The organism is Xanthomonas sp. LMG 12462 (genome assembly GCF_009192885.1).
In the GTDB taxonomy this organism is placed as follows: domain Bacteria; phylum Pseudomonadota; class Gammaproteobacteria; order Xanthomonadales; family Xanthomonadaceae; genus Xanthomonas_A; species Xanthomonas_A sontii.
This window is the reverse complement of sequence record NZ_NMPP01000048.1, coordinates 35,028-56,500: the sequence shown is the minus strand read 5'-3', so window position 1 is coordinate 56,500 and position 21,473 is coordinate 35,028. Positions and strand designations below refer to the sequence as shown.

The window sequence follows — 21,473 nt, the reverse complement described above, 5'->3', positions numbered from 1 at the left end:
GAGATTCTCTGATGGTATACAACGCGCCGTCAGTGTCGGCCTGTGAGACGTCACCGCTATAGAATTTCGCGACGGTCGGTGATGCGGAGCGAACACCACGAAGCGGTAGTCAGTTTCTTTCCGGATGACCGGGCGACAGGGGGTTGCCCATCAGAGAAAAGGAGTTTCACGTATGTCTGGAACAATGTTCGCGAAGAAACGTTTGTCTGCCCTGGTGCGCTTAGGGGCGTTGATAGGACTGGCACTAAGTAGCTCGGTCCACGCACAGGCGCCTACCAACGATCCGCTTTCGGCGCAGCAATGGAATCTTTCCGCGATTCGCGCACCGCAGGCCTGGGCGCTTGCGCCAGCGAATGGCCAGAAGATTCGAATTGCCACAATCGATTCTGGGTATTCCGGACACCCGGATATCACGTGGGCCCAGGATGGGAGTGGCAAGGATTTTTACCTTGCCGGATCCAGCGATGCATACGATGGTAAAGAGGCTGGGGACTTTTCTCACGGGACTCACGTCGCCGGCATCATCGCGGCCAAGACGCAGAATGGTCAGGGGATTGCCGCCGTTTGTCCGCAGTGCGAGATCCTGTCCAGAAGGGTCGATTCAGGTCTGACGGACGACGTGCTTGCTGGAGCGATCAAACAGGCTGTTCAATCCGGCGCAAGAGTCATCAATTTGAGCCTGGCCGAAGCGAACAGTGCATGCAGCAACTATCAGTACACCAATCGTGCGATAGCCCAAGCACATGCCGCGGGTGTGTCGATCGTTGCTTCGGCTGGCAACCATAATGCGCCGGGAATAATTTACGACCAAGCGGCTTCCGCTTCGTGGGTGGATGTGGCCAATGTGCGGCCTGCCTCTTGTCCGGAGGTGATTTCTGTTGGCGCAACCGATCAGATGAATCTGGAGGCTCCTTACACGAACGGTGGCGTGTCCTTGACGTTGATGGCGCCAGGAGGCGGCGCGACCCGCGACGAAGGCGTCTATGGCGCAGGGGTTGGAGATTGCCCGGCAATCATCAATCCGATTTCGCAGGGGAATAGCACAACCAGAGTCGGCGTGCTCTCGACTTGGGCCGTGAGCAACGGAAGCGGATTGACCTCCTGCTATCGCTATCTTTCGGGGACGTCGATGTCGGCGCCGCACGCCAGCGGCGTGATCGGGCTGATGCTGTCGGTGAATCCTGCGCTGACGCCCGACCAGATCAAGAGCATCCTACAAAGCACCGCCACGCCGATGTCGTGCGCCAACAATCGTTGTGGTGCCGGCTTGTTGAACGCGGAGGCCGCCGTCAACTGGGCCCGTTCGATGGCAGGCAACGGCAAGATTCCTGGTGCTTGCCTCTACAACTTCGGCGGCGATTCGCTTCAGGTGGCTGCATGCAAGCTGGGCACAATGGACGAAGCGCCGGATGGAACTGAATCTGCTACCGCTTACGGTCATCTGTGGAAGTTCAATTCCCAGGGGCAGGCAGTGGCCAGGCCGATGCCGCTGAGCAGCGTGTCGCGTTATGCGACTGGCAGCGGCCCGTGCACTGCCCAGTTCGTTTCGCGTCAGGACATCTGCAAGTTCGAAACCCGCGCCGAAGTGAACTACCCAGGCGTGGGCTACCTCGAATCCATCACCGCCTACGGTCGTTACTGGAACTTCGACGCCAACGGCCAGCCGTTTGGTCCGCAGGGTGGAGAACTGAAAGACGTCCCGCGGTATGCGGCTGGCCCTTGCCAAGGAAAGAATCCCTGCGTATTCGACACGCGCTCGCTGGTCGTGTTCCCGGAGTGGGGCGGGCTGGTCGAGTCGGTCAATGCGTACGGGCAGTACTGGATGTGGGACGCCAACGGCAATCTGCTTGCTTCCGGTCCGTTGCAGAGCGTTGCGCGCTATCAGCAGATCTGCAACTACGGTCCGGCGGGTACGCCGTGCAAGTTCGACACGCGTGAACTCAAGAGCAATCGACATGAGGTGATCACCGCCTATGGCCGTTACTTCGAGTTCAATGGCGAGACGCTGATCCAGAACACGGCGCTGGCGGACATGCCGCGGTTCAACTGATATCACCGTTGCCGGCGTTCTGCTGCAACGATCGGCGAGAGTACGGCAAAGGATCTGCCGTGCTCTCGCTTCTGCCTTTCTAATTCCGTGTGTCGCCAGCGTGTCAGTCGGTCCGTGCGTACGACCGTGGCAGCGGTTACGCGCGCGGGATCTGCTAGGTGCGACGTGTTCGGAGGGAAATCAACTCACTGAGCGGGATGCATCTTGAGTTAAGTCCATCTCGACTTGCCGATGGCGGCTTCGCCAGGCACCGCATGATGGAGTGATGCGACCAGTACGCCGCACCACTCACAGCGCATCCAGAAACGCCCGCACCGCCGGTCCGAACCGCGCGAAATCGACCAGGAACGCATCGTGGCCCTGCGGCGAATCCAGCCCCAGGAACTGCGCCTGTGCGCCGCCGGCGCGCAGGCCGTCGGCGATCTGTTGCTGCTGCTGCACCGGAAACAGGATGTCGGTGTTGGCGCCGATCGCCAGCGCGCGCTCGATCTGGATCGTGGCGATGCCGGCCAGCACGTCGCCGCCCGCAGGTTCGGCCAAGTCGAACCAGTCCATCGAGCGGCTCAGGTACAGATAGCAGTTCGGGTCGAAGCGGCGCACGAAGCGGCGGGCGTGGCCTTCGAGATAGCTTTCGACCTGGAATTCCAGACCGAACGGATCGTCGTCGGTCTGGTCCGAGTCCAGCCGCACGCGGCCGAAGCGGCCGTCCCATTCCAGCGCCGAGCGGTAGGTGATCACGCCGAGCTTGCGCGCCATGCGCATGCCCGACTCGGGATAGGTGGCCTCGTCGTAGTCGCCGCCGTTCCAGTTCGGATCCAGCCGGATCGCCTCGCGCTGCAGCGAGCGGATCGCGATCGAGAACGGCAGTGCCTGCGCGCTGCCGGAGATGTTGATGTGGCTGCGCGCCAGGCTGGGATGCCGGTGCAGCAGCGCCAGCGCGGTCATGCCGCCCATCGAGTTGCCGATCACGCAGGCCAACTGCGCGATGTTCAGTGCCCGCACCACTTGCGCGGCGGCGTCGGCACCGTCCTCGATCGACAGCTCCGGGAAGCGCAGGCGATACGGCTTGCCGTCGTCCGGATGCGGCGAGGCCGGGCCGGTCGAACCCTTGCAACTGCCCAGCGAGTTCACGCAGATCACGAACCAACGCTGGGTGTCGATCGGCTTGCCGGGGCCGAGCATGCCGTCCCACCAGCCTGGCGTGGGATCGTCGGCATTGGCTGCGGCATGCGCGTCGGGCGAGAGTCCGGTGACGATCAGGACCGCGTTGTCGCGCGCGGCCGACAGCGTGCCCCAGGTTTCGTAGGCGACCCGCGCGCCATGCAACTGGCCACCACGTTTCATCGGGAACGGCGAGGGCAGGGTGTGGAAGCGGCTGCCAGGCGGGATGAATTCGGTCATGCGCCGATTCTAGCCGCGCGATTGCGCATCCGGCGTATGCGTGGTGCGGGATGGAGCGTGTCGGGCCGCAATGGCGTCCGTGAGTGACGCCGGGCCGGATCTACTGCGCGTCTGATCATTCGCTTCCACCGCGATCCAGTCCGACACGCTGTTGTCTCGTGGGAGCGGCTTCAGCCGCGACCGGCCTCCCGGTAGAGCGTGTCGCGGCTGAAGCCGCTGCTGCAACGACGTTTCGCACTCTTGCTGGCGTCTTGGCCTGGTCGCGACCGGACGGTCCCGATCAGTCACGGTCGCTCCCACACGACTGCTTGCGCTACGGCTTGCCGATCACCAACTCCACCGGCGCGGTCGCCGGCAGGGTGACCGTCACCGGCGCCGATTCCAGATCGCCGTCCTGGCGCATGGCGTTACCGCTGGCCGACAGCCGCGCGATCACCTGCACCTGCTTGAGTTGCGAGAGCTTCTGCGTCGGCATCGGGCTGTCCGTGTCGCTCAGCGTCACCCGCAACGGCAGCGCCTGCAGCGGATGTTTCTGCACCGCCACCGGCATCGGCGGGCCGCCCGGCACGCGGGCAATCACGAACACGCTGGCGTCGCCGCGCAGGCGCACGCGGGCGGCGAACGCCGGGTCTAGCGACACTGCCACGGTCAGGCCGGCGGTCGCCGGCGCCTTGTCAGGCTGCGCCGTGGCGCCGGCGGCGGGCAAGGCGGGCAGGCCGGCCGCGCTGCGCGCCGCGTCGATCTGTGGCCGCAGCGCCGCGGCGGTGGCCGCGTCCACGCGCGGCAACAGCGCTTCCCAGGTGGCCGCGGCGGCGGCGTCCTGGCCGCGCTGGCGCTGGGCGATGCCCAGGAACCAGGCGCCGCGTTCGCTGCCCGGCGCCAATTGCAGGGCGTGCTGCAGCCAGGCCAGCGCCTGATCGTCGAACTGCCGTTGCGGGTTGGCCATCGCACGCGCCTCGGCTGCTTCGATCAGCAGCGGCGCCTGCTCCGGCGCCAGGCGCACCGCACGCGCGAATGCGGCCGCGGCCTCGGCGTTGTGCCCCAGCGACATCTGGCTACGGCCGAGCAAGGCCCAGCCGTCGGCCCGGTTGGGATCCTTGGCCAGCGCCGCCTGCAGTTGCTTCACGCCATCCTCGAGCGTGCGTGGTGCCTCGCGGTTCTGCGCCTGCAACGCGCGCGGGGTGCCGACCAACGCGTACAGCGCCGCTGTCGCCACGCCCAGCGCCAGGATCGCCACCGCCAGCACCGCACCGTTGCGGCCGCCGCCGCGCAGCGGCCACAGCACCACCGCGAACACCAGCGCCGCCAGCGCCACCGCCGCAGCCGACATGCCCCAAGTCAGCATCGCCTCACCATTCCTGTTCGTCCTGCAGCGGCAGCGCCGTCGCCGCGGGCGCGCGCCGCCGTACCATCCGGATCATCACCACGGCGCCGCCGGCCAGCAGCAGCAAGGGGCCGAACCACAGCAGCCAGGTCCGCGCTTCCAGTTGCGGCCGGTACAGCACGAACTCGCCATAGCGATCGACCAGGAACTGCTTGATCTGCGCATCCGATTTGCCCTGGTGCATCAGTTCCAGCACTTCGCGGCGCAGGTCCATGGCGATCTGCGCGTGGGAGTCGGCCAGCGACTGGTTCTGGCATTGCACGCAGCGCAGTTCCGCGGTCAGCGCATGGAAGCGCGCCTCCTCGGCAGCGGAGCGGTAGGCCAGCGGGGTCGGATCGGACACCGGTTCGGCGCCGGCCAGCGTGGACCACGCCAGCAGCGCCAGCAGGCCCAGCCGCAGCGCAGGCCGGCGGTGCTGGCTCATGGCGTGGCCTTGCCCTGGGCGCGCGTCGGCGGGGCGTCGCGCTCGGCCTGCTCCAGTGCCGGCAGCAGTTCGTCGCGGATGATCGCATCGGTCAGCGGGCCGGCATGCTTCCAGCGCACCACGCCGCGCGCGTCGACCAGGAAGGTCTCCGGCGCCGCGGCCACGCCCCAGTCGATTGCGGTGCGCCCTTCGGGGTCGAACAGCACCGCCAGGAACGGATTGCCCAACTGCTCCAGCCAGCGCAGCGCGTCCTCGCGGGTGTCCTTCCAGTCGTAGCCGATCACCCGCACACGCTTGCTCAGCGCGAAGCGGGTCAGCACCGGGTGTTCCTCGCGGCAGGCCGGGCACCAGCTGCCCCACACGTTGAGCACGTACGGCGCGCCCAGCAACTCGCTGCTGCGCACGCGGATCGAGGCGTCGTGCAGCAGCGGCAGTTCGAACGCCGGCGCCGGCTTGCCGATCAGCGCCGAGGGCAGCGCGTCGCGATCGGCGCTGCCGGAACGCTGCACCGCATACACCATCAACGCCAGCAGGCCGAGGAAGAACAGCGCGCCCAGCAGGATGGCGGGCAGCGGCAGGCGACGTGGAGCGGGAGCGGACATCAGGGGGTCTCCGGGGTACGACGGAAGCGCCGGTCGGCGGCGGTGACGAAACCACCCAGCGCCATCAGCGCCGCGCCAAGCCAGATCCAGCGCACGAAAGGTTTGACGTGCACGCGCATCGCCCAGGCGTTGCCGCCCAGCGGCTCGCCCAGGGCGACGTACACATCGCCGAACAGGCCGGGATGGATGCCGGCCTCGGTCATGTTCTGGCCGCCGCTGGCGTACAGGCGCTTTTCCGGGTGCAGCAGCGCCAGCGGGCGATCGTCGTGCAGCACCTGCACCTGCGCGCGTTCGGCCACGTAGTTGGGGCCCTTGCGCTGGTCCAGTCCCTGCAGCTCGAAACGGTAGCGGCCCAGCTCCAGGTGCTGTCCGGGCGCCAGCGCCACTTCGCGCTGTTGCTCCAGGGCCTCGACCAGCAACGCGCCGGCCAGGAACACCGCGATGCCGGCGTGCGCCAGGGTCATGCCCAGCATCTCGGCGGTGAAGCGGCTGCCCTTGAGCTGGCGCCGGCTCCATACGAAGCGCGCGGTGCCCAGCAGCACCCAGGCCGCGGCGGCGACGCCGGCGGCGGTCTTCCACGCACCCTGCGGCGCCAGGAAGAAGCCGATCGCCCCGGCCAGCAGGGCCAGGCCGGCCCACGGCGCCAGCAGCGCCAGCGGCCGCGACGCCTGTTCGCGCTGCCAGCGGGTCAGGGGGCCGAACGGCAGCAGCGCCACCAGCGGCGCCATCAGTACGATGAACAAGGTGCCGAAGTAGGGCGGCCCCACCGACAGCTTGCCCAGGTCCAGCGCATCGGCCAGCAGCGGATACAGCGTGCCCAGCAGCACCATGGCGCAGGCGCAGGTCAGCAGCAGGTTGTTGGCCAACAGCAAGGTCTCGCGCGAGGCCGGGGCGAAGCGCTGCCGCGCCTCGTCGGCCGCCGCCGCCACGCGGCCGCCGCGCAGCGCATACAGCAGCAGCGCGCCGCCGCACAGCAGGCTCAGGAACACCAGGATGAACAGGCCGCGGGCGGGGTCGGCGGCAAACGAGTGCACGCTGGTCAGCACGCCCGAGCGCACCAGGAAGGTGCCGAGCAGCGACAGCGAGAATGCGGCGATCGCCAGCAACAGGGTCCAAGCGCCGAAGCTGCCGCGTTTCTCGGTGACCGCCTGCGAATGCAGCAGCGCCGCCCCGGCCAGCCACGGCATGAAACTGGCGTTCTCCACCGGGTCCCAGAACCACCAGCCGCCCCAACCCAGTTCGTAGTACGCCCACCAGCTGCCGAGCGCGATACCGATGGTCAGAAAGCCCCATGCCACGTTGGTCCACGGCCGCGTCCAGCGCAGCCAGCGCGCGTCCACCTGGCCGTCCAGCAGCGCGGCGATGGCGAAGGCGAACGGCACCGCGAAGCCGACGTAGCCGGCGTACAGCAGCGGCGGATGGATCACCAGCCCGGGATCCTGCAGCAGCGGATTGAGATCGCGCCCTTCCAGCGGCGCCGGCAGCAGCCGCGCGAACGGGTTGGAGGTGAACAGCAGGAACGCCAGGAAGCCGATGCTGACCAGCGCCAGGGTACCGATCACCCGCGCGACGACGTGCGCCGGCAGGCGCCGCGAGTACAGCGCCACCGCGCCGGTCCACAGCGCCAGGATCAGCGTCCACAGCAGCAGCGAGCCCTCGTGCGCGCCCCACACCGCCGAGTAGCGGTACACCAGCGGCAGCAGCGAGTTGGAGTTTTCGGCGACGTAGGCCACCGAGAAGTCCTGGGTCACGAACGCATGGGTGAGGATCGCGAAGGCGCCGGCCACCAAGGCCAGCTGCGCGAACGCCGCCGGCCGCGCCACCGCCATCCAGCGCGCATCGCCGCGCTGCGCGCCGGCCAGCGGCAGCAGCGCCTGCAGCACCGCGGTGAACAGGGCAAGGATCAGCAGGAGCTGACCGACCTCAGGCAGCATGGTGCTTGCGGAACGCGCGGGCGGGTAGGGCGGGACGCGCAGCGGATTGCGGGATGCACATGGCGCAAGGCTGCCCCCCCGTGTTCCGTCGCCGCTGCTTGGTGGTGCCAACGATCGTGCCAGCGCTTTTGCTTCGACGATTCCCCATTCCCCAATCCCGATTCCCGCCTCTCACTGCATCGCCCCCACATCGTGCTTGCGATGCGCGCTGCCCATCTTGTCCGCCAGCTCCTTCGGCATGTAGGTCTCGTCGTGCTTGGCCAGCACGTCCTCGGCGACGAACACGCCGTCGTGCATGCTGCCGGTGGCCACCACCGCCTGGCCCTCGCGGAACAGGTCGGGCAGGATCCGGTCGTAGCGCACGGTCAGTTGCGCATCGCCGTCGGTGACCCGGAAGTGCGACTGCAGCGAACCGGGTGCGCGCTGGAACGAGCCTTTCTCGACCATGCCGCCGAGGCGGAAGCGCGCGTGCGCGCCGGTCTTGCCGGCCAGCACTTCGGCCGGGGTGTACAGGTAGGCGGCATTGCGCTGCAGGGCCATCGCCACCAGCGTGGTGGTCAGGCCGGCGGCCAGCACCAGCAGCATCAGCCACAGCAGGCGGCGCTTGCGCTGCGGGTTCATCGGCTCAGCTCCAGCGGCGGCGCCGGTTCGGCCTTGGCCTGGCGCTTGCGTTGTGCGCGCAGCCGTGCCGCCCGCAGCGCCGCGCGCACCTGCAGCCGCGCCAACACGAAATCGGCCAGCAGCACCCCGGCGAACACCGCGTAGGCACCGACCACATACGGCAGGTAGTTCATCCGCGTGCCTCCGCCAGTTGCGTCACCCAGTCCTTGCCGGCCTCGCGGCGCAGGTTGTCGGCGCGCGCACGCGCCAGCAGCGAGCCGGCGAACCAGAACTTGGTCGCGGCCACCATCAGCCACAGCGGCGGCAGCATGCTCGGGTCCATGCTGGACTGGCCGAACAGGCGGATGGTCTGGCCCTGGTGCAGCGAGTTCCACCACACCACCGAATAGCGGATCACCGGCAGCAGCACCACGCCGACGATGGCCAGCAGCCCGGCCGCGCGTGCGGCGGTGCGCCGGTCCTCGATCGCCAGGTACAGGCCCATCACGCCGATGTACAGGAACAGCAGGATCAGCTCGGTGGTCAGGCGCGGGTCCCAGTCCCACCAGGCGCCCCACATCGGCTTGCCCCAGATGCTGCCGGTCAGCAGGGTGATCAGGGTGAAGGCGGCGCCGATCGGCGCGCAGGCCATCGCCAGGATCTCGCACAGCTTGATCCGCCAGACCTGGGCGATGGCCGCGTACACGGCCATCAGGCCGAACACGAACAGGCTCATCCAGGCGCTGGGCACATGGATATAGAGGATGCGGAAGGCGTCGCTCTGCAGGCGGTCGGCCGGGACCACGAACAGGGCCTGCCAGATGCCCACGCCGGCCAGCAGCAGCGCCGCCAGGTAGCACCACGGCGTCCAGCGCGCAGCGAAGCGATCGAAGGTCGGCGGCGAACCGAGTTGGTGGAACCAGCGGACGAGAGAGGCCATGCGGACGATTCTAGCTGGCGGAAGGCGGGCTTCGATGCGACAACATTCGATGCGACAACGACGGAACGGCGAGGGAACACTGCGCTTGCATGGTACGGCCGCCGTCGCGCCGGCGCTGCCCCAAAAGGCTCAGCTCAGCGAGATGCGGATCGCCGCGGCCGCCGCCAACGGCGCCAGCACCAGGCCCGCGACCAGGCCGGCGGCCAGCAACAGCAGGCCGCCGGCCGGATCCAGGCCCTGCGCCGCCGCCGCAACGCTGCCGGCGCCGAACACCAGCACCGGCACGTACAGCGGCAGGGCCAGCAGCGCGACCAGGATGCCGGCGCGCTTCATGCCCACCGTCAGCGCCGCGACCACCGCGCCGAGCAGGCTCAGCAGCGGGGTCCCCAGCGCCAACGATGCCAGCAGCACCGGCATGCGGTCATGTGGCAGGTGCAGCAATTCGCCGAGCAGCGGGGCGGCCACGATCAGCGGCAAGGCGGTGGTCACCCAGTGCAGCAGCACCCGCACCAGCACCAGCCAGGCCAGCGGCACCGGCGCCAGCAGCCATTGCTCCAGCGAGCCGTCCTCGGCATCGCTGCGGAACAGACTGTCCAGGGCCAGCAGGCCGGCCAGCAGCACCGCCAGCCATAGCGCGGCGCCGGCCACCTCGCCGAGCAGGCGCGGCTGGTTGCCCAGCGCCAGCGCGAACAGGGCCACGATCAACAGGGCGAACAGCGCCGGCTGCAGTGCGTCGCCGCGGCGTCGCCACAGCAGGCGCAGGTCGCGCAGCAGCAGCGCGCGGGTGGCCTGCCACAGCGAGGGAACGGGCGTGGCCAGGCTCATGCGGCGACTCCGCTCAGGGTCAGCATGCGGGTGCGCACGGGGGGGGCGGCATAGGCGCCATGGGTGGTGACCAGGGCCGCGCCGCCGCTGCGCAGGTGCGCGGCGATCATGCGGTTGACCAGGGTGATGCCGTCCAGGTCGAGGTTGGCGTAGGGCTCGTCGAGCAGCCACAGCGGCGCCGGCGACAGCCACATCCGCGCCAGCGCCAGGCGCTTCTTCTGCCCGGCCGACAGCTGCCTTACCAGGGTGTCCTCGTAGCCGGCCAGGCCGACGATGGCCAGCGCGCTGCCGGGCATCTGCTTGGCCCGGCGCCCCTGCAGGCCGCACAGGTAGTGCAGGTTCTCCAGGGTGCTCAGGTCGGCCTTCAGTGCGCCCAGGTGGCCCAGGTAGGCCATGAAGCGAGCGCGGTCGCCGCGCCGCACCGGGTGGCCGTCGATCTCGATGCGCCCGGCCTCGGCGCGCAGCAGGCCGACCAGCACCCGCAGCAGGGTGGTCTTGCCGGCGCCGTTGTCGCCCTGCACCAGCAGCGCTTCGCCGGCATCCAGGTGGAAGTCCAGCGGACCGAACACCGCGGCGTCGTCGCGGGCGAACGTGAGCCCGTGCGCGGCCAGTAGCGGTGGGGCGGTGTACAGCGGATCGGTCATCGGCGAAGGCCGCGGCGGATGGCGCGGCGGCGGGCGGCAAGGGAAGGCGCGCATTGTATCGGCATGCGGGCGTCCGGCGGATGCCGGCGTCGGCCACACGCGGCGATGCGCATGCGCTGCGTCAGTGGAGCGGCGGCGTGTAGGGCGCATCGCCGGCAAGCGGCTTTGCGTACACTCGGCGTTTTCCCGCTGCCCGCAGATCCCCCGCATGCATCCGCAGACCAAGCTGCCCAAGGTGGGCACCACCATCTTCACCGTGATGTCGCAACTGGCCGCCGAGCACGGCGCGGTCAACCTGGGCCAGGGCTTTCCCGATTTCCCGGTGCCGCCGCGGCTGATCGAGGCGCTGGACCGGGCGATGCGCGACGGCCACAACCAGTACCCGCCGATGACCGGCGTGCCGGCGTTGCGCCAGGCGATCGCCGAGAAGGCGCTGCGCTGCTACGGCGCCCAGGTCGATGCCGACACCGAGGTCACCGTCACCAGCGGCGCCACCGAGGCCCTGTTCAACGCCATCCACGCGGTGGTGCGCCCGGGCGAGGAAGTGATCGTGCTGGATCCGGCCTACGACAGCTACGAGCCGGCGATCGACCTGGCCGGCGCACGCGCGGTGCACGTGCCGCTGGACCCGCAGACGTTCGCGGTGGACTGGGAGCGCGTACGTGCGGCGATCACCCCGCGCACCCGGCTGCTGATGCTCAACAGCCCGCACAACCCGTCCGGGGCCATGTTCGGTGCCGACGACCTGCATGCGGTGACCGAGCTGCTGCGCGGCAGCGACATCTTCCTGATCTCCGACGAGGTCTACGAGCACATCGTGTTCGACGGCCGCCGCCACGAGTCGGTGCTGCGCTGGCCGGAACTGCGCGAGCGCGCCTTCGTCGTCTCCAGCTTCGGCAAGACCTATCACTGCACCGGCTGGAAGATCGGCTACGCGATCGCGCCGCCGGCGCTCAGCGCCGAGTTCCGCAAGGTCCACCAGTACAACACCTTCGCCAGCTTCGGCCCGGCCCAGCACGCCTTCGCCGCGATGATCCGTGAGGAGCCCGAGCACGACGAACAGCTCGGCGCGTTCTACCAGGCCAAGCGCGATCGCTTCCGCGAACAATTGCTGGGCACCCGGCTGAAGCCGCTGCCGGTGCCGGGCGGCTACTTCCAGCTCGTGGACTATTCGGCGGTCAGCGACCTGCCCGATACCGAGTTCGTGAAGTGGCTGACCATCGAGAAGGGCGTGGCGGCGATCCCGCTGTCGCCGTTTTACCAGGACCCGCCGCCCGCCCAGCGCCTTGCCAGGCTGTGCTTCGCCAAGAACGAGGCGACGCTGGATGCGGCGATCGAGCGCTTGCGCGCGCTGTAGCGCGCGTAAGCGCCGGGAATGGGGATTCGGGAATGGGGAATGGTGAAAACTCGCCGATGCGCTTAGCCTTTACCCATTCCCTATTCCCCTTTCCCGATTCCCTGCTATGAACGATCTGAGGATCTCGCTGGTCCAGGGCGACACCCGCTGGCACGATCCGGCCGGCAACCGCGCGCATTACGCCGAACTGCTGGCGCCGCTGGCCGGCGTCACCGACCTGGTGATCCTGCCGGAGACCTTCACCAGCGGCTTCTCCAACGATGCGCTGGCGCAGGCCGAGGACATGGACGGGCCGACCGTGGCGTGGATCCGCGAGCAGGCGGCACGGCTGGGCGCGGCGGTGACCGGCAGCGCGCAGTTGCGCGTGCCCGGCGCCGATGGCGAGGCCAAGGTGTTCAACCGCCTGCTGTGGGCCACGCCGGACGGCGCATTGCAGCATTACGACAAGCGTCATCTTTTCCGCTACGGAAACGAGCACCTGCGCTATGCCGCCGGGCACGAACGCCTGTGCGTTGAGTGGAAGGGCTGGCGGATCAATCCGCAGGTCTGCTACGACCTGCGCTTCCCGGTGTTCTGCCGCAACCGCTACGACGTCGAGCGCCCGGGCCAGTTGGATTTCGATCTGCAGCTGTTCGTCGCCAACTGGCCGTCGGCGCGCGCCTACGCCTGGCGCACGCTGCTGCGCGCGCGCGCGATCGAGAACCTGTGCTTCGTGGCCGCGGTCAACCGCGTCGGCGTGGACGGCAACGACCTGCACTATGCCGGCGACAGCGCGGTGATCGATTTCCTCGGCCAGCCGCAACTGGAGATCCGCGAGCGCGAACAGGTCGCCACCACCACGATCTCCGCCGCCGCGCTGGCCGCGCATCGCGCGCGCTTCCCGGCCATGCTCGATGCGGACGCCTTCAGTCTGGACGACTAGCCTGCGGCTCCCGTGACGCCGGAAAGCTCATCGTGCTATTTCCGAAGACGCTTGTCGTGGGAGCGGCTTCAGCCGCGACGGGCTTTCCCGGTAACCCCTGTCGCGGCGGATTTCGAAAAAGCGGCAAGAGCCCCTCCCGCGACATGTCGCGGTAAACGTGGCAGGTGCACTGTGGGAGGGACTTCAGTCCCGACGCATTACGCCATCAGCAAGTGCTTCGTACGTCCCCGCTGCATTCGCGTTAACGCCTACAAAGCACCGAGGCAATCAGGCCTGGCCGCCGCAAACGAGTCTGGAGATGCTTGGCGCCGGCCCCGGCCTGCCTTTGCTCCGGCCAAGCCGGGGCCGACTGCGCCCGCCGCGAGTGGAAATGCCTGCTGAACGCACGCGCGACGCTCCCGCAACCTTGTCGCGGCCGCGACAAACCCATTGCTACCCTCGCGCCTTGTCCACCCACCCGGAATGCCCACATGATCAAGTCGCTCTCTCTGTTCGCACTGCTGGGTGCGGCCGCGCTCGCGCCGCAGGCCCAGGCCGCCGGCAACATCGATTGCAAGCTGTCCTTCAACCTGTCCGGCTGGTCGGTGTTCTACAAGACCGCTAAGGGCACCGGCACCATCACCTGCAACGACGGCGCGGTGATCCCGGTCAAGATCAGCAGCAAGGGCGGTGGCTTGACGGTCGGCAAGTCGAAGATCGTCGGTGGCCGCGGCACCTTCACCGGCGCCTATAGCCTCAACGATCTGTTCGGCACCTATGCCGCCGCCGAAGCGCATGCCGGCGTGGTCAAGTCCAGCACCGCGCAGGTCGTCACCAAGGGCGATATCTCGCTGGCCCTGGCCGGCACCGGCGAGGGCGTCGATCTGGGCGTCAACGTCGGCAACTTCGTGATCGAGCGCCGCAAGTAAGGCGCTGCGTTCCGCCCTGACGCTGCGTTGCAGCCAGGGCGGAGACAACGCAAAAAATCCAGGCGCAGCGCGCCTGGATTTTTTCGGTCAAAGGTTTCTCTCGGCCACTTGGCCTGAAGCCCGCCGTGCGGCGGAGATGCGCGGCGACCCGGCAAACCGCGCCCTGCGCCAGGGCACGGTTCGCGCTGCCGCGCGCTTACTGCTGCGCGAACACCCAGGCCAACTGGCCGCGTACCGGCTCGGGCGTCGCCAGGGCCTGGCGGTACAGGGTCCGCGCCGTCCAGCAGGCGTCCTCGTCGCTGGCCTTGGCGATCTCCGGCAGCACCCGCATCAGGCGCTGCTGCTGGTCGGCGGGCAGCGACTTGACCAGGGTGCTCATCGCCGCCTGGATCTGCTCCTGGCTCACCGGCTGCGCCGGGGTCTTGTTCAACTCCGCGTCGGTGGCCTTCAGCGAGACCTCGAACCAGCGGTCGATCTGCGCCTGCGGCAGCGTTTCCAGGCCCGACAGCATCGCCGCGCTCAGCGCCTGCGCATCGTTGGGGTTACCGCCGCGCGCCAGCACGGCGCACTGCCGCACGTCGACCTTGTCGCTGACCTGCGACAGGATCTGCAGGCGCTGTTCCAGCGTGGCGTGGTCCAGTCGCGCGATGCCGTTCTGCGCCAGTTGGAAGCCGGCCTGCTGCGCCTGCGGGCCGCTCTGCTTGAGCAGCGCCACGTAGCGCGGGTCGTTGGCCAGCTTGCGCAGCATGCGATCGAACGGCGCGTGCAGCGGCGAACTGGCCGGGTAGGGGTTCTGCGCCGCGGCGATCTCTTCCTGGGCCTTCTGCTGCGCCTTCTGGCAGGCGCCGAGGCTCAGTACGCCGGCGATCAGCAGCGGCAGGGCGATCTTCATCTTCCGTGTCATCGGGAATTCCTGGTCGGTGAGGGCGGCCACCCGCAGCGGCCGCCAGATGCGCCAGGATATCGGCTTCGCCCGTGCAGGGCGAACGGCGCGACAGCGGGTGGGCTGATGTCGCCACGTCCCTGTCGTTCGAGCCTGCGAGACGCTGTCGGGCGCCGCCTGGTCGGCGGCCACCGCGCACGGCAATCTCCATTGGGGCGCCGGCGTTCCCGGCGCTTATCATCCGCGACTCCCTCCGCACGCGAGATCGTCCGCATGACCTCCGGAATGCTTGTTGGCCTTCTCGCGCTGGGCGTCGGCGCGTCGTCTCCGGTTGTATCGCAGCAGGCAGGCGTCGTCGACGCGGTCATCCAGCAGCTTGATCTGACCTCGTTCCCCAACTCGGTCGGCCCCCGCCGTCTGCCGGGGAAGACGACGTTCGCGGACTATGGTTTCGTGGATGTCACCAAAACCGCCCATGGCGCGCGCCTGCTCGAGGCCGACAAGGGCTGGATGATGCGCTTCGAGGTGCTGTCGGCCGATGCCACGTCCGTACGTCTGTGCTTCCATGACACGGGATTGGCCAGGCCCGGCGCGACACAGGCCCCCAGCTACGACGCGACCTCGGCGCTGCTCGTCTCCACAGCGTCTCAGGGCAAGTGGACCGCCAGGCAGATCCCGGCGGGGTTTGCGGGCTGCAAGAACGCGCCTGCCGGCGCGTGAGTGCACGGGCGGCCGCGCTGCGGGCCGTCGCACCACCTGGGTGAGGGGCTGCCGCGGCCTGACGGCGCGCGCCGTCCCCGTGGTCGATAGCGTCCCCATAAAAAACAGGGCGCCGCTTGCGCAGGCGCCCTGTCGGGTGCGGAGCGGGCCGGCGCGCACGGCACCGGCGTGGTCCTCAGCCGCCGCGCGGACCGCGGTTGCCGCCGCCGCCGGGACGGCCGCCGCCACCCGGAGGACGTCCACCGGCCGGGCGGTTGCCGCCGCCGGGGCGTCCGCCCGGACCCGGGCCGCGCTTCTGGCCGCCGGCCGGGCGCGCGGCGCGCGGCGCGGCGCCGTAGGGATTGAAGCCGGGGGTGGCGTGGTCGGACGGGAAGCTCGGCGCGTTGCCCGGATGCCCGTAGGGGTGCGCCTTGCGCTGCTGGCCCTGGCCCTGACCGCGGCCCTGGCCGGCGCCGGCACCAGCGCCGGCACCGGCCGGACGCGGCTTGGCGTAGGGACGCCCCTGGCCCTGACCCTGGCCACGACCGCCGGGACCGGCATTGCGGTGGCCGGTCGGGCCGGTGCTGACGCCATCGGGCACGTACCAGGTGCGGAACGCGGCGGGGTTGCCGTCCGGCAGCGGCTTGGGGCCCTTCGGGGCGCGCTGCTTGAACGGCTTCTGCGCCTGCTTGGCGGCCATTTCGCCGCTCACGGTCAGACCGCCGTGCGGCTTCTTGCCGCCGCGGCCGCGGCCGCGGTCCTCGCGGAACGTGTCGAAGCGGCGCAGCTCGCGGCCTTCGTCGGCGGTGTTGTGACCGTTGACGTAGGCATTGCCGCCGCGGCCGACCTGCACGGTGGCCTTGGCCGCCTTGCGCTGGCCGATCACCGGCTGCAGGGTCAGCGCCGACGGGGTGCCTTCCTCCAGCTTCAGCTCGGCGCGCAGCGCCTCGACCTTGTCCTGCGCCAGTTCCATCGAGTGCCCGCGCAGCAGTTCGCGCGGCAGCGCGATCTTGCCGTAGCGGGTGCGCTTGAGCCGGCTGACCTGGCAGCCCTGCGATTCCCACAGGCGCCGCACCTCGCGGTTGCGGCCTTCCTTGACCACCACCCGGAACCAGTCGTGCGAGTCGGTGCCGCCGATGCGTTCGATCTCGTCGAACTTGGCGCCGCCGTCCTCCAGCAGCACGCCGCGCGAGAGCCGCTCGATCATGCTGTCGGGCACGGTCTCTTCGCCTTCCGGGGCGCGCACGCGCACCACGTACTCGCGTTCGATCTCGTAGGAGGGGTGCATCATCGCGTTGGCCAGCTCGCCGTCGGTGGTGAGCAGCAGCAGGCCGGTGGTGTTGATGTCCAGGCGGCCGATCGCGATCCAGCGCGCGCCCTTCAGCGCCGGCAGCGCCTCGAAGATGGTCGGGCGGCCTTCGGGATCTTCGCGCGTGGTCACTTCGCCTTCGGGCTTGTTGTAGATCAGCACGCGCGAGGGCTCGGTCAGCGCGCTGGCGACGAAGCTGCGGCCGTCCAGCTCGATCTTGTCGCCGCTGCGGATCGACATGCCGGTCTGCGCGACCTCGCCGTTGACCTTGACCAGGCCGTCGGCGATGCGCTGTTCCAGCGCCCGGCGCGAGCCCAGTCCGGCCTGGGCCAGGACCTTGTGCAGGCGTTCTTCCAGTTTCGGCTGCTCGGCGGCAGCGGCGTCGCGCTTGAGCGAGAGCTTGTTCAACGACAGCTTGCGGGAGGTGTCACTCATTTACTTGGCTCCGGCCGGCGCGTTGCGCGTCGGCCTGTGGTTCGGAATCGGCATCGTCAACAGCCACGGTCGTCGTCGCGACGGCGTTGTCTTCGGCTTCGTTCGCATCCGCCGCGCGCTCTCCCGGCGCGGCTTCGGGTTCGCCCGTCGGGGCGGTCGTGGAATCCGTGGCCGCCGGCGCGTGGGCGTCGTCGGTCGCGGGGGTGTGCGGTGTTGCGGTGTCGCGTGCTTCTGCGTCGGCGGCAGCGTCGGCATCGGCCGCGTCTGCCTGCGCCGTCGCGGCAGGCTCGGCGGGTTCGCCGGCGGCTGCGGCCTGCGCCGTGGTGTCGCCCTGGTTGCCCTGATCGGCCGCGTCGCCCGGCGCGGCGTCGGCCTGGGCCATGTCGCCGACCGGCAGCGCGTCGCGGTCCAGCGGCAGCTGCGGCTCCAGTTCGCCGATGTCCTTGAGTTCGGACAGCGGCGGCAGTTCGTCCAGGCGCTTGAGCCCGAAATAATCCAGGAAGGTCTTGGTGGTACCGAACAGCGCCGGCTTGCCCGGCACGTCGCGGTGCCCGACCACGCGGATCCACTCGCGCTCTTCCAGCGCCTGGATGATGTTGCTGCTGACCGCCACGCCACGCACCTGCTCGATCTCGCCGCGGGTGATCGGCTGCCGGTAGGCGATCAGCGCCAGCGTCTCCAGGGTGGCGCGGGTGTAGCGGGTCTTGCGCTCGGTCCACAGCCGCGCCACCCAGGCGTGCACGTCGCTGCGTACCTGGTAGCGGAACCCGGAGGCCACTTCGACCAGTTCCACACCGCGGCCCTCGCAGGCCTCGCGCAGCAGTTCCAGCGCGCGCTCGATGCTGCCTGGCGGCGCGGGTTCCTCCTCCGGGAACAGGCCGTGCAACTGCGCCAGCGGCAACGGCTGGTTGGCGGCGAGCAGGGCGGCCTCGACGATGCGGTTGATCAGCGCTTGATCCATGCGGGGGCGGGTTCTCGGTGGCTCAGGTGGTGGCGTCGGCGGCGTCGCTGTCGTCGAACTCGCTGTTGAACTGCAGCGGCGCGTTGGTGTTGCCCAGTGCCAGCGACTTGACGTAGATCGGCGGCATCGGCGGCCGCTCGGCGGCCTCGGCGGGGACGTGCGCCAGCGGTTCCTGGACGATGTCCAGCAACTGCTCCTTGGCCAGTTCCAGCAATGCCAGGAACGTGACCAGCACGCCGAGCTTGCCTTCCTCGGCACTGAACAGCGATTCGAAACGGTGGAACTTGCCGTCGTCCAGACGGCCCAGCACGTCGCCCATGCGCTGGCGCACGCTCAGCGCCTCGCGCTTGATCGCGTGGCCGCTGAACAGTTCGGCGCGCTTGAGCACGTCGTACAGCGCCAGCAGCATTTCCTTCAACTCCACCGGCGGCGGTAGCTTGACCGCGGCACGGTCCGGCACATGGGCGTGCACCGGGGTGGTGTCGCGGTCCTGCCGCGGCAGCGCGTCGATGTCCTCGGCCGCCTGCTTGAAGCGTTCGTACTCCTGCAAGCGGCGGACCAGTTCGGCGCGCGGGTCCACTTCCTCGCCGTCCTCGGCCGGCGGCCGCGGCAGCAGCATCCGCGACTTGATCTCGGCCAGGATCGCGGCCATCACCAGATATTCGGCTGCCAGTTCGAAGCGCAACTCCTGCATCACGTTGATGTAGTCCACGTACTGCCGGGTGATCTCGGCGACGGGGATGTCCAGGATGTCCAGGTTCTGCCGGCGGATCAGGTACAGCAGCAGGTCCAGCGGGCCTTCGAACGCATCCAGGATCACTTCCAGCGCATCCGGCGGGATGTACAGATCCTGCGGGATCTGCAGGACCGGCTGCCCATGCACGACCGCCAGCGGCATTTCCTGCTGCTGTGGCGGGGTCGTCTGGGTTGGCGGGTTCGCGTCGAGCGCGAGTTCGGAAGTCATCGGTTGGACATCGGTGTTGCGGTAGCGAAGGGCCGGGCAGGCGCGACCCGGCGCGGCTCCTTGCCGGCAGTGCTGCGGTTCAATGGCGCGTCGTCCCCGCAACGCGCTCGGTACTTCAACAAGACACACGACGCACGCCACGCGTGTCGTGGCGGCGGGAACTGCAGAGGAGGACGTCTGCGCGGGCGGTGTCAGGCAGCGAATCGGTCGTCGGAAGGGGCTTGGGGTCGCCGATCACCGACGGGCCGCTGCATCCGGCCGCGTGCAATACGACCAAGGGTAATGCGCCGGCGGGGTCGGTGTCCAGCGCCGCCGTGCCGGGGCAGGTTCTACAATGACAGGTCTTTGGATAGGCAACGAGGGCGGAGACGCGATGTGGTACGTGATCGAGGGGTACGACGTGGCCGATGCGCTGCCGCGGCGGGCGGCGGCGCGGCCGGCGCATCTGCAGCGGCTGACCGCATTGCAGGAAGCCGGGCGGCTGTTGTTGGCCGGGCCGTGCCCGGCGATCGACGCCGAGGATCCGGGTCCGGCCGGCTTCAGCGGCAGCCTGGTGGTGGCCGCGTTCGACTCGCTGGCCGAGGCGCGGGCCTGGGCCGAGGCCGATCCGTATGTCGATGCCGGCGTCTATGCCCGGGTCGAGGTGCGGCCGTTCCGCAAGGTGCTGCCATGAGCCAGATCGGCGCCGAGCGGGTGGCGCGGATCCGCGCCGCGCTGGAGGCGGCGTTCGCGCCGCAGGCGCTGGAGGTGGAGGACGACAGCCATCGCCATGCCGGCCATGCCGGCGCGCGCGACGGCCGCGGGCATTTCAATGTACGGGTGGTCAGCCCGGCCTTCGCCGGCATGGCGCCGCTGGCCCGCCACCGTGCCGTCTACGCGGCGCTGGGCGAGATGATGCAGACCGACATCCACGCGCTGTCGATCCGCGCCGAGGTGCCGGGCACGGGCGGCTGACGCGCGCCGGCGACGGCTGCCGCCGGTCCAAACAGGGGTGTACACCCCGGGAAAAAGCGGAATCTGCACCTGGATTATGCTGCATTGCGGCACGATTCCGACCGGTTTCTCATTATTCAAGTAACTGAAAAATAAGGCGTTTATTGTAAAAATAACAAAGGGCTTCTGCCTCGCGCTGAAAACGATTACAGTCCGCGCCAGTTTCTCAAGGTCTCTGCCGCGGAGGGCGGCACGATGGCGAAGAGCGCGGTTACCATCAAAGACGTCGCACGCGAGGCTCGGGTTTCCGTGGCCACCGTGTCGCGTGCGCTCAATGGCCACGAGAACGTGGCCGCACCGGTGCGGACCCTGGTGCTGGAAGTGGCCGAGCGCCTGCGCTACAGCCCGCATGCGGCGGCGCGCAGCCTCAGCAGCCGCCGCACCCAGACCCTGGGCGTGGTGCTGCCCGACCTGTACGGCGAATTCTTCTCCGAACTGATCCGCGGCATCGACGGCGCCGCCCGCGCGCGCCGCCAGCACCTGCTGGTGTCCAGTTACCACGGCGACCCGGAAGAGCAGGGGCGGGCGCTGCGGGCGATGCGCGGCCGCGTCGACGGCCTGCTGGTGCTGTCGCCGTATGCCGAGCGTCCGGGCTTCCTCACCGACAACCTGCCGCAGGCGTTGCCGACGGTGTTGATCAACACCCACCTGCCGGGCACCGAATATCCGGTGCTGAGCATCGACGACCACGCCGGCGCGGTGGCGATGACCGAGCACCTGCTGGCGATGGGGCATCGCCGCATCGCCTTCATCGGCGGTCCGGAACTGAACTTCGACGCGCGCGAACGCCTGCGCGGCTTCCGCGACGCCGTGGCACGCCATTCCGGCGAAGCGCATGGCCAGGAGTTCCCGGGCGACTTCGACGAAGCCTCCGGCTATCGCGCCGGACAGGCGATGCTGCAGGCCGGCACGCTGCCCGATGCGGTGTTCGCCGCCAACGACATGACCGCGCTCGGCTGCCTCTACGCCTTCACCCAGAGCGGCGTGCGCGTGCCCAACGACATCGCGTTGGCCGGCTTCGACGACATTCCGCTGGCGCGTTTCGTTCACCCATCCCTCACCACCATGCGCGTCAGCATCGCCGGGCTTGGTGAGCAGGCGATGCACCGCCTCCTGCAACTGATTGATCGGCCCGACGCGGACGACCGGCAGCGGCAGACCCTGGTTCCTACGTTGGTCGTGCGCGATTCCAGCACGGCCCGTTCCTGATGCGACGCATTTTTCTGCGCCGCATCGCT

22 protein-coding genes are annotated in these 21,473 nt (G+C 69.1%); 8 read left to right on the top strand and 14 right to left on the bottom strand.

All coding sequences use genetic code 11. From position 1 onward, the window contains the following. The first annotated feature begins 172 nt into the window (after positions 1-172). Positions 173-2,050: a S8 family serine peptidase gene (locus CEK69_RS12985; protein ID WP_193313980.1), complete on the top strand. Its 1,878-nt coding sequence runs from the start codon at positions 173-175 to the stop codon at positions 2,048-2,050. 288 nt (positions 2,051-2,338) lie between these two features. Here CEK69_RS12985 and CEK69_RS12980 read toward each other — a convergent pair whose 3' ends face one another. The 10 genes from CEK69_RS12980 to ccmA form a co-directional block, all read right to left on the bottom strand. Further along, on the bottom strand, positions 2,339-3,451 hold the full coding sequence (locus CEK69_RS12980) for a homoserine O-acetyltransferase (RefSeq protein ID WP_152246007.1): 1,113 nt from the start codon (positions 3,449-3,451) through the stop codon (positions 2,339-2,341). Positions 3,452-3,764: 313 nt separating this feature from the next. Beyond that, positions 3,765-4,796 (bottom strand): cytochrome C biogenesis protein, encoded by a 1,032-nt coding sequence (locus CEK69_RS12975; protein ID WP_152246005.1) that lies wholly within the window; start codon positions 4,794-4,796, stop codon positions 3,765-3,767. A 4-nt stretch (positions 4,797-4,800) separates the two neighbouring features. Beyond that, positions 4,801-5,259, bottom strand: coding sequence for a cytochrome c-type biogenesis protein (locus CEK69_RS12970; RefSeq protein ID WP_152246003.1), 459 nt, complete (start codon positions 5,257-5,259; stop codon positions 4,801-4,803). Beyond that, on the bottom strand, positions 5,256-5,864 hold the full coding sequence (locus CEK69_RS12965; protein WP_026143515.1) for a DsbE family thiol:disulfide interchange protein: 609 nt from the start codon (positions 5,862-5,864) through the stop codon (positions 5,256-5,258). Before CEK69_RS12965 ends, CEK69_RS12970 begins: the two co-directional genes overlap by 4 nt. Continuing rightward, a complete protein-coding gene (locus CEK69_RS12960; protein ID WP_152246001.1) occupies positions 5,861-7,795 on the bottom strand; it encodes a heme lyase CcmF/NrfE family subunit in 1,935 nt (644 codons plus the stop codon). The genes CEK69_RS12965 and CEK69_RS12960 overlap by 4 nt, the downstream gene beginning before the upstream one ends. A gap of 171 nt (positions 7,796-7,966) precedes the next feature. Then, positions 7,967-8,416 carry a cytochrome c maturation protein CcmE gene (gene ccmE / locus CEK69_RS12955; RefSeq protein WP_010343775.1) on the bottom strand — a complete coding sequence of 150 codons (450 nt, stop codon included), beginning with the start codon at positions 8,414-8,416 and terminating at the stop codon, positions 7,967-7,969. Then, a complete protein-coding gene (ccmD, locus tag CEK69_RS12950; protein ID WP_017915657.1) occupies positions 8,413-8,589 on the bottom strand; it encodes a heme exporter protein CcmD in 177 nt (58 codons plus the stop codon). Before ccmD ends, ccmE begins: the two co-directional genes overlap by 4 nt. Continuing rightward, positions 8,586-9,335, bottom strand: a complete 750-nt coding sequence (gene ccmC, locus CEK69_RS12945; RefSeq protein ID WP_010343777.1) for a heme ABC transporter permease CcmC — start codon at positions 9,333-9,335, stop codon at positions 8,586-8,588. Before ccmC ends, ccmD begins: the two co-directional genes overlap by 4 nt. Positions 9,336-9,464: 129 nt before the next feature. Then, positions 9,465-10,160, bottom strand: a complete 696-nt coding sequence (gene ccmB / locus CEK69_RS12940) for a heme exporter protein CcmB (RefSeq protein ID WP_017907306.1) — start codon at positions 10,158-10,160, stop codon at positions 9,465-9,467. Then, on the bottom strand, positions 10,157-10,804 hold the full coding sequence (gene ccmA / locus CEK69_RS12935; RefSeq protein WP_017907305.1) for a heme ABC exporter ATP-binding protein CcmA: 648 nt from the start codon (positions 10,802-10,804) through the stop codon (positions 10,157-10,159). The genes ccmB and ccmA overlap by 4 nt, the downstream gene beginning before the upstream one ends. Positions 10,805-11,012: 208 nt before the next feature. Between ccmA and CEK69_RS12930 the strand changes: the two genes are divergently transcribed. The 3 genes from CEK69_RS12930 to CEK69_RS12920 all read left to right on the top strand — a co-directional run bounded on the left by CEK69_RS12930 (position 11,013) and on the right by CEK69_RS12920 (position 13,991). Next, positions 11,013-12,161 carry a pyridoxal phosphate-dependent aminotransferase gene (locus CEK69_RS12930; protein ID WP_152245999.1) on the top strand — a complete coding sequence of 383 codons (1,149 nt, stop codon included), beginning with the start codon at positions 11,013-11,015 and terminating at the stop codon, positions 12,159-12,161. A gap of 106 nt (positions 12,162-12,267) precedes the next feature. Beyond that, positions 12,268-13,083, top strand: a complete 816-nt coding sequence (locus CEK69_RS12925; protein WP_152245996.1) for an amidohydrolase — start codon at positions 12,268-12,270, stop codon at positions 13,081-13,083. A 470-nt stretch (positions 13,084-13,553) separates the two neighbouring features. Continuing rightward, complete coding sequence (locus CEK69_RS12920; RefSeq protein WP_017907302.1) at positions 13,554-13,991, top strand: hypothetical protein; 438 nt, start codon at positions 13,554-13,556, stop codon at positions 13,989-13,991. A 196-nt stretch (positions 13,992-14,187) separates the two neighbouring features. Here CEK69_RS12920 and CEK69_RS12915 read toward each other — a convergent pair whose 3' ends face one another. Further along, positions 14,188-14,883 carry a hypothetical protein gene (locus CEK69_RS12915; RefSeq protein WP_152246044.1) on the bottom strand — a complete coding sequence of 232 codons (696 nt, stop codon included), beginning with the start codon at positions 14,881-14,883 and terminating at the stop codon, positions 14,188-14,190. A 264-nt stretch (positions 14,884-15,147) separates the two neighbouring features. Here CEK69_RS12915 and CEK69_RS12910 point away from each other — a divergent pair, with 264 nt between their 5' ends. After that, on the top strand, positions 15,148-15,594 hold the full coding sequence (locus CEK69_RS12910) for a pesticin immunity protein (RefSeq protein ID WP_152245994.1): 447 nt from the start codon (positions 15,148-15,150) through the stop codon (positions 15,592-15,594). A gap of 175 nt (positions 15,595-15,769) precedes the next feature. Here CEK69_RS12910 and CEK69_RS12905 read toward each other — a convergent pair whose 3' ends face one another. Genes CEK69_RS12905 through CEK69_RS12895 form a run of 3 tightly spaced genes read right to left on the bottom strand, consistent with a single transcriptional unit; the run spans position 15,770 to position 19,242 of the window. Beyond that, positions 15,770-17,317, bottom strand: coding sequence for a pseudouridine synthase (locus CEK69_RS12905; protein WP_152182037.1), 1,548 nt, complete (start codon positions 17,315-17,317; stop codon positions 15,770-15,772). Next, positions 17,310-18,278 carry an SMC-Scp complex subunit ScpB gene (gene scpB, locus CEK69_RS12900; protein WP_152245992.1) on the bottom strand — a complete coding sequence of 323 codons (969 nt, stop codon included), beginning with the start codon at positions 18,276-18,278 and terminating at the stop codon, positions 17,310-17,312. Before scpB ends, CEK69_RS12905 begins: the two co-directional genes overlap by 8 nt. A 22-nt stretch (positions 18,279-18,300) precedes the next feature. After that, on the bottom strand, positions 18,301-19,242 hold the full coding sequence (locus CEK69_RS12895) for a ScpA family protein (RefSeq protein WP_150410986.1): 942 nt from the start codon (positions 19,240-19,242) through the stop codon (positions 18,301-18,303). A gap of 373 nt (positions 19,243-19,615) precedes the next feature. On the opposite strand from CEK69_RS12895, the gene CEK69_RS12890 reads away from it, so the two are divergent. From CEK69_RS12890 to CEK69_RS12880, 3 genes are all read left to right on the top strand, one after another. Then, positions 19,616-19,915: a YciI family protein gene (locus tag CEK69_RS12890; protein WP_017909689.1), complete on the top strand. Its 300-nt coding sequence runs from the start codon at positions 19,616-19,618 to the stop codon at positions 19,913-19,915. After that, positions 19,912-20,196 carry a BolA family protein gene (locus CEK69_RS12885; protein WP_152245990.1) on the top strand — a complete coding sequence of 95 codons (285 nt, stop codon included), beginning with the start codon at positions 19,912-19,914 and terminating at the stop codon, positions 20,194-20,196. Before CEK69_RS12890 ends, CEK69_RS12885 begins: the two co-directional genes overlap by 4 nt. Before the next feature lie 234 nt (positions 20,197-20,430). Further along, on the top strand, positions 20,431-21,444 hold the full coding sequence (locus CEK69_RS12880; RefSeq protein WP_152182033.1) for a LacI family DNA-binding transcriptional regulator: 1,014 nt from the start codon (positions 20,431-20,433) through the stop codon (positions 21,442-21,444). The last annotated feature ends 29 nt before the right edge of the window (positions 21,445-21,473 follow it).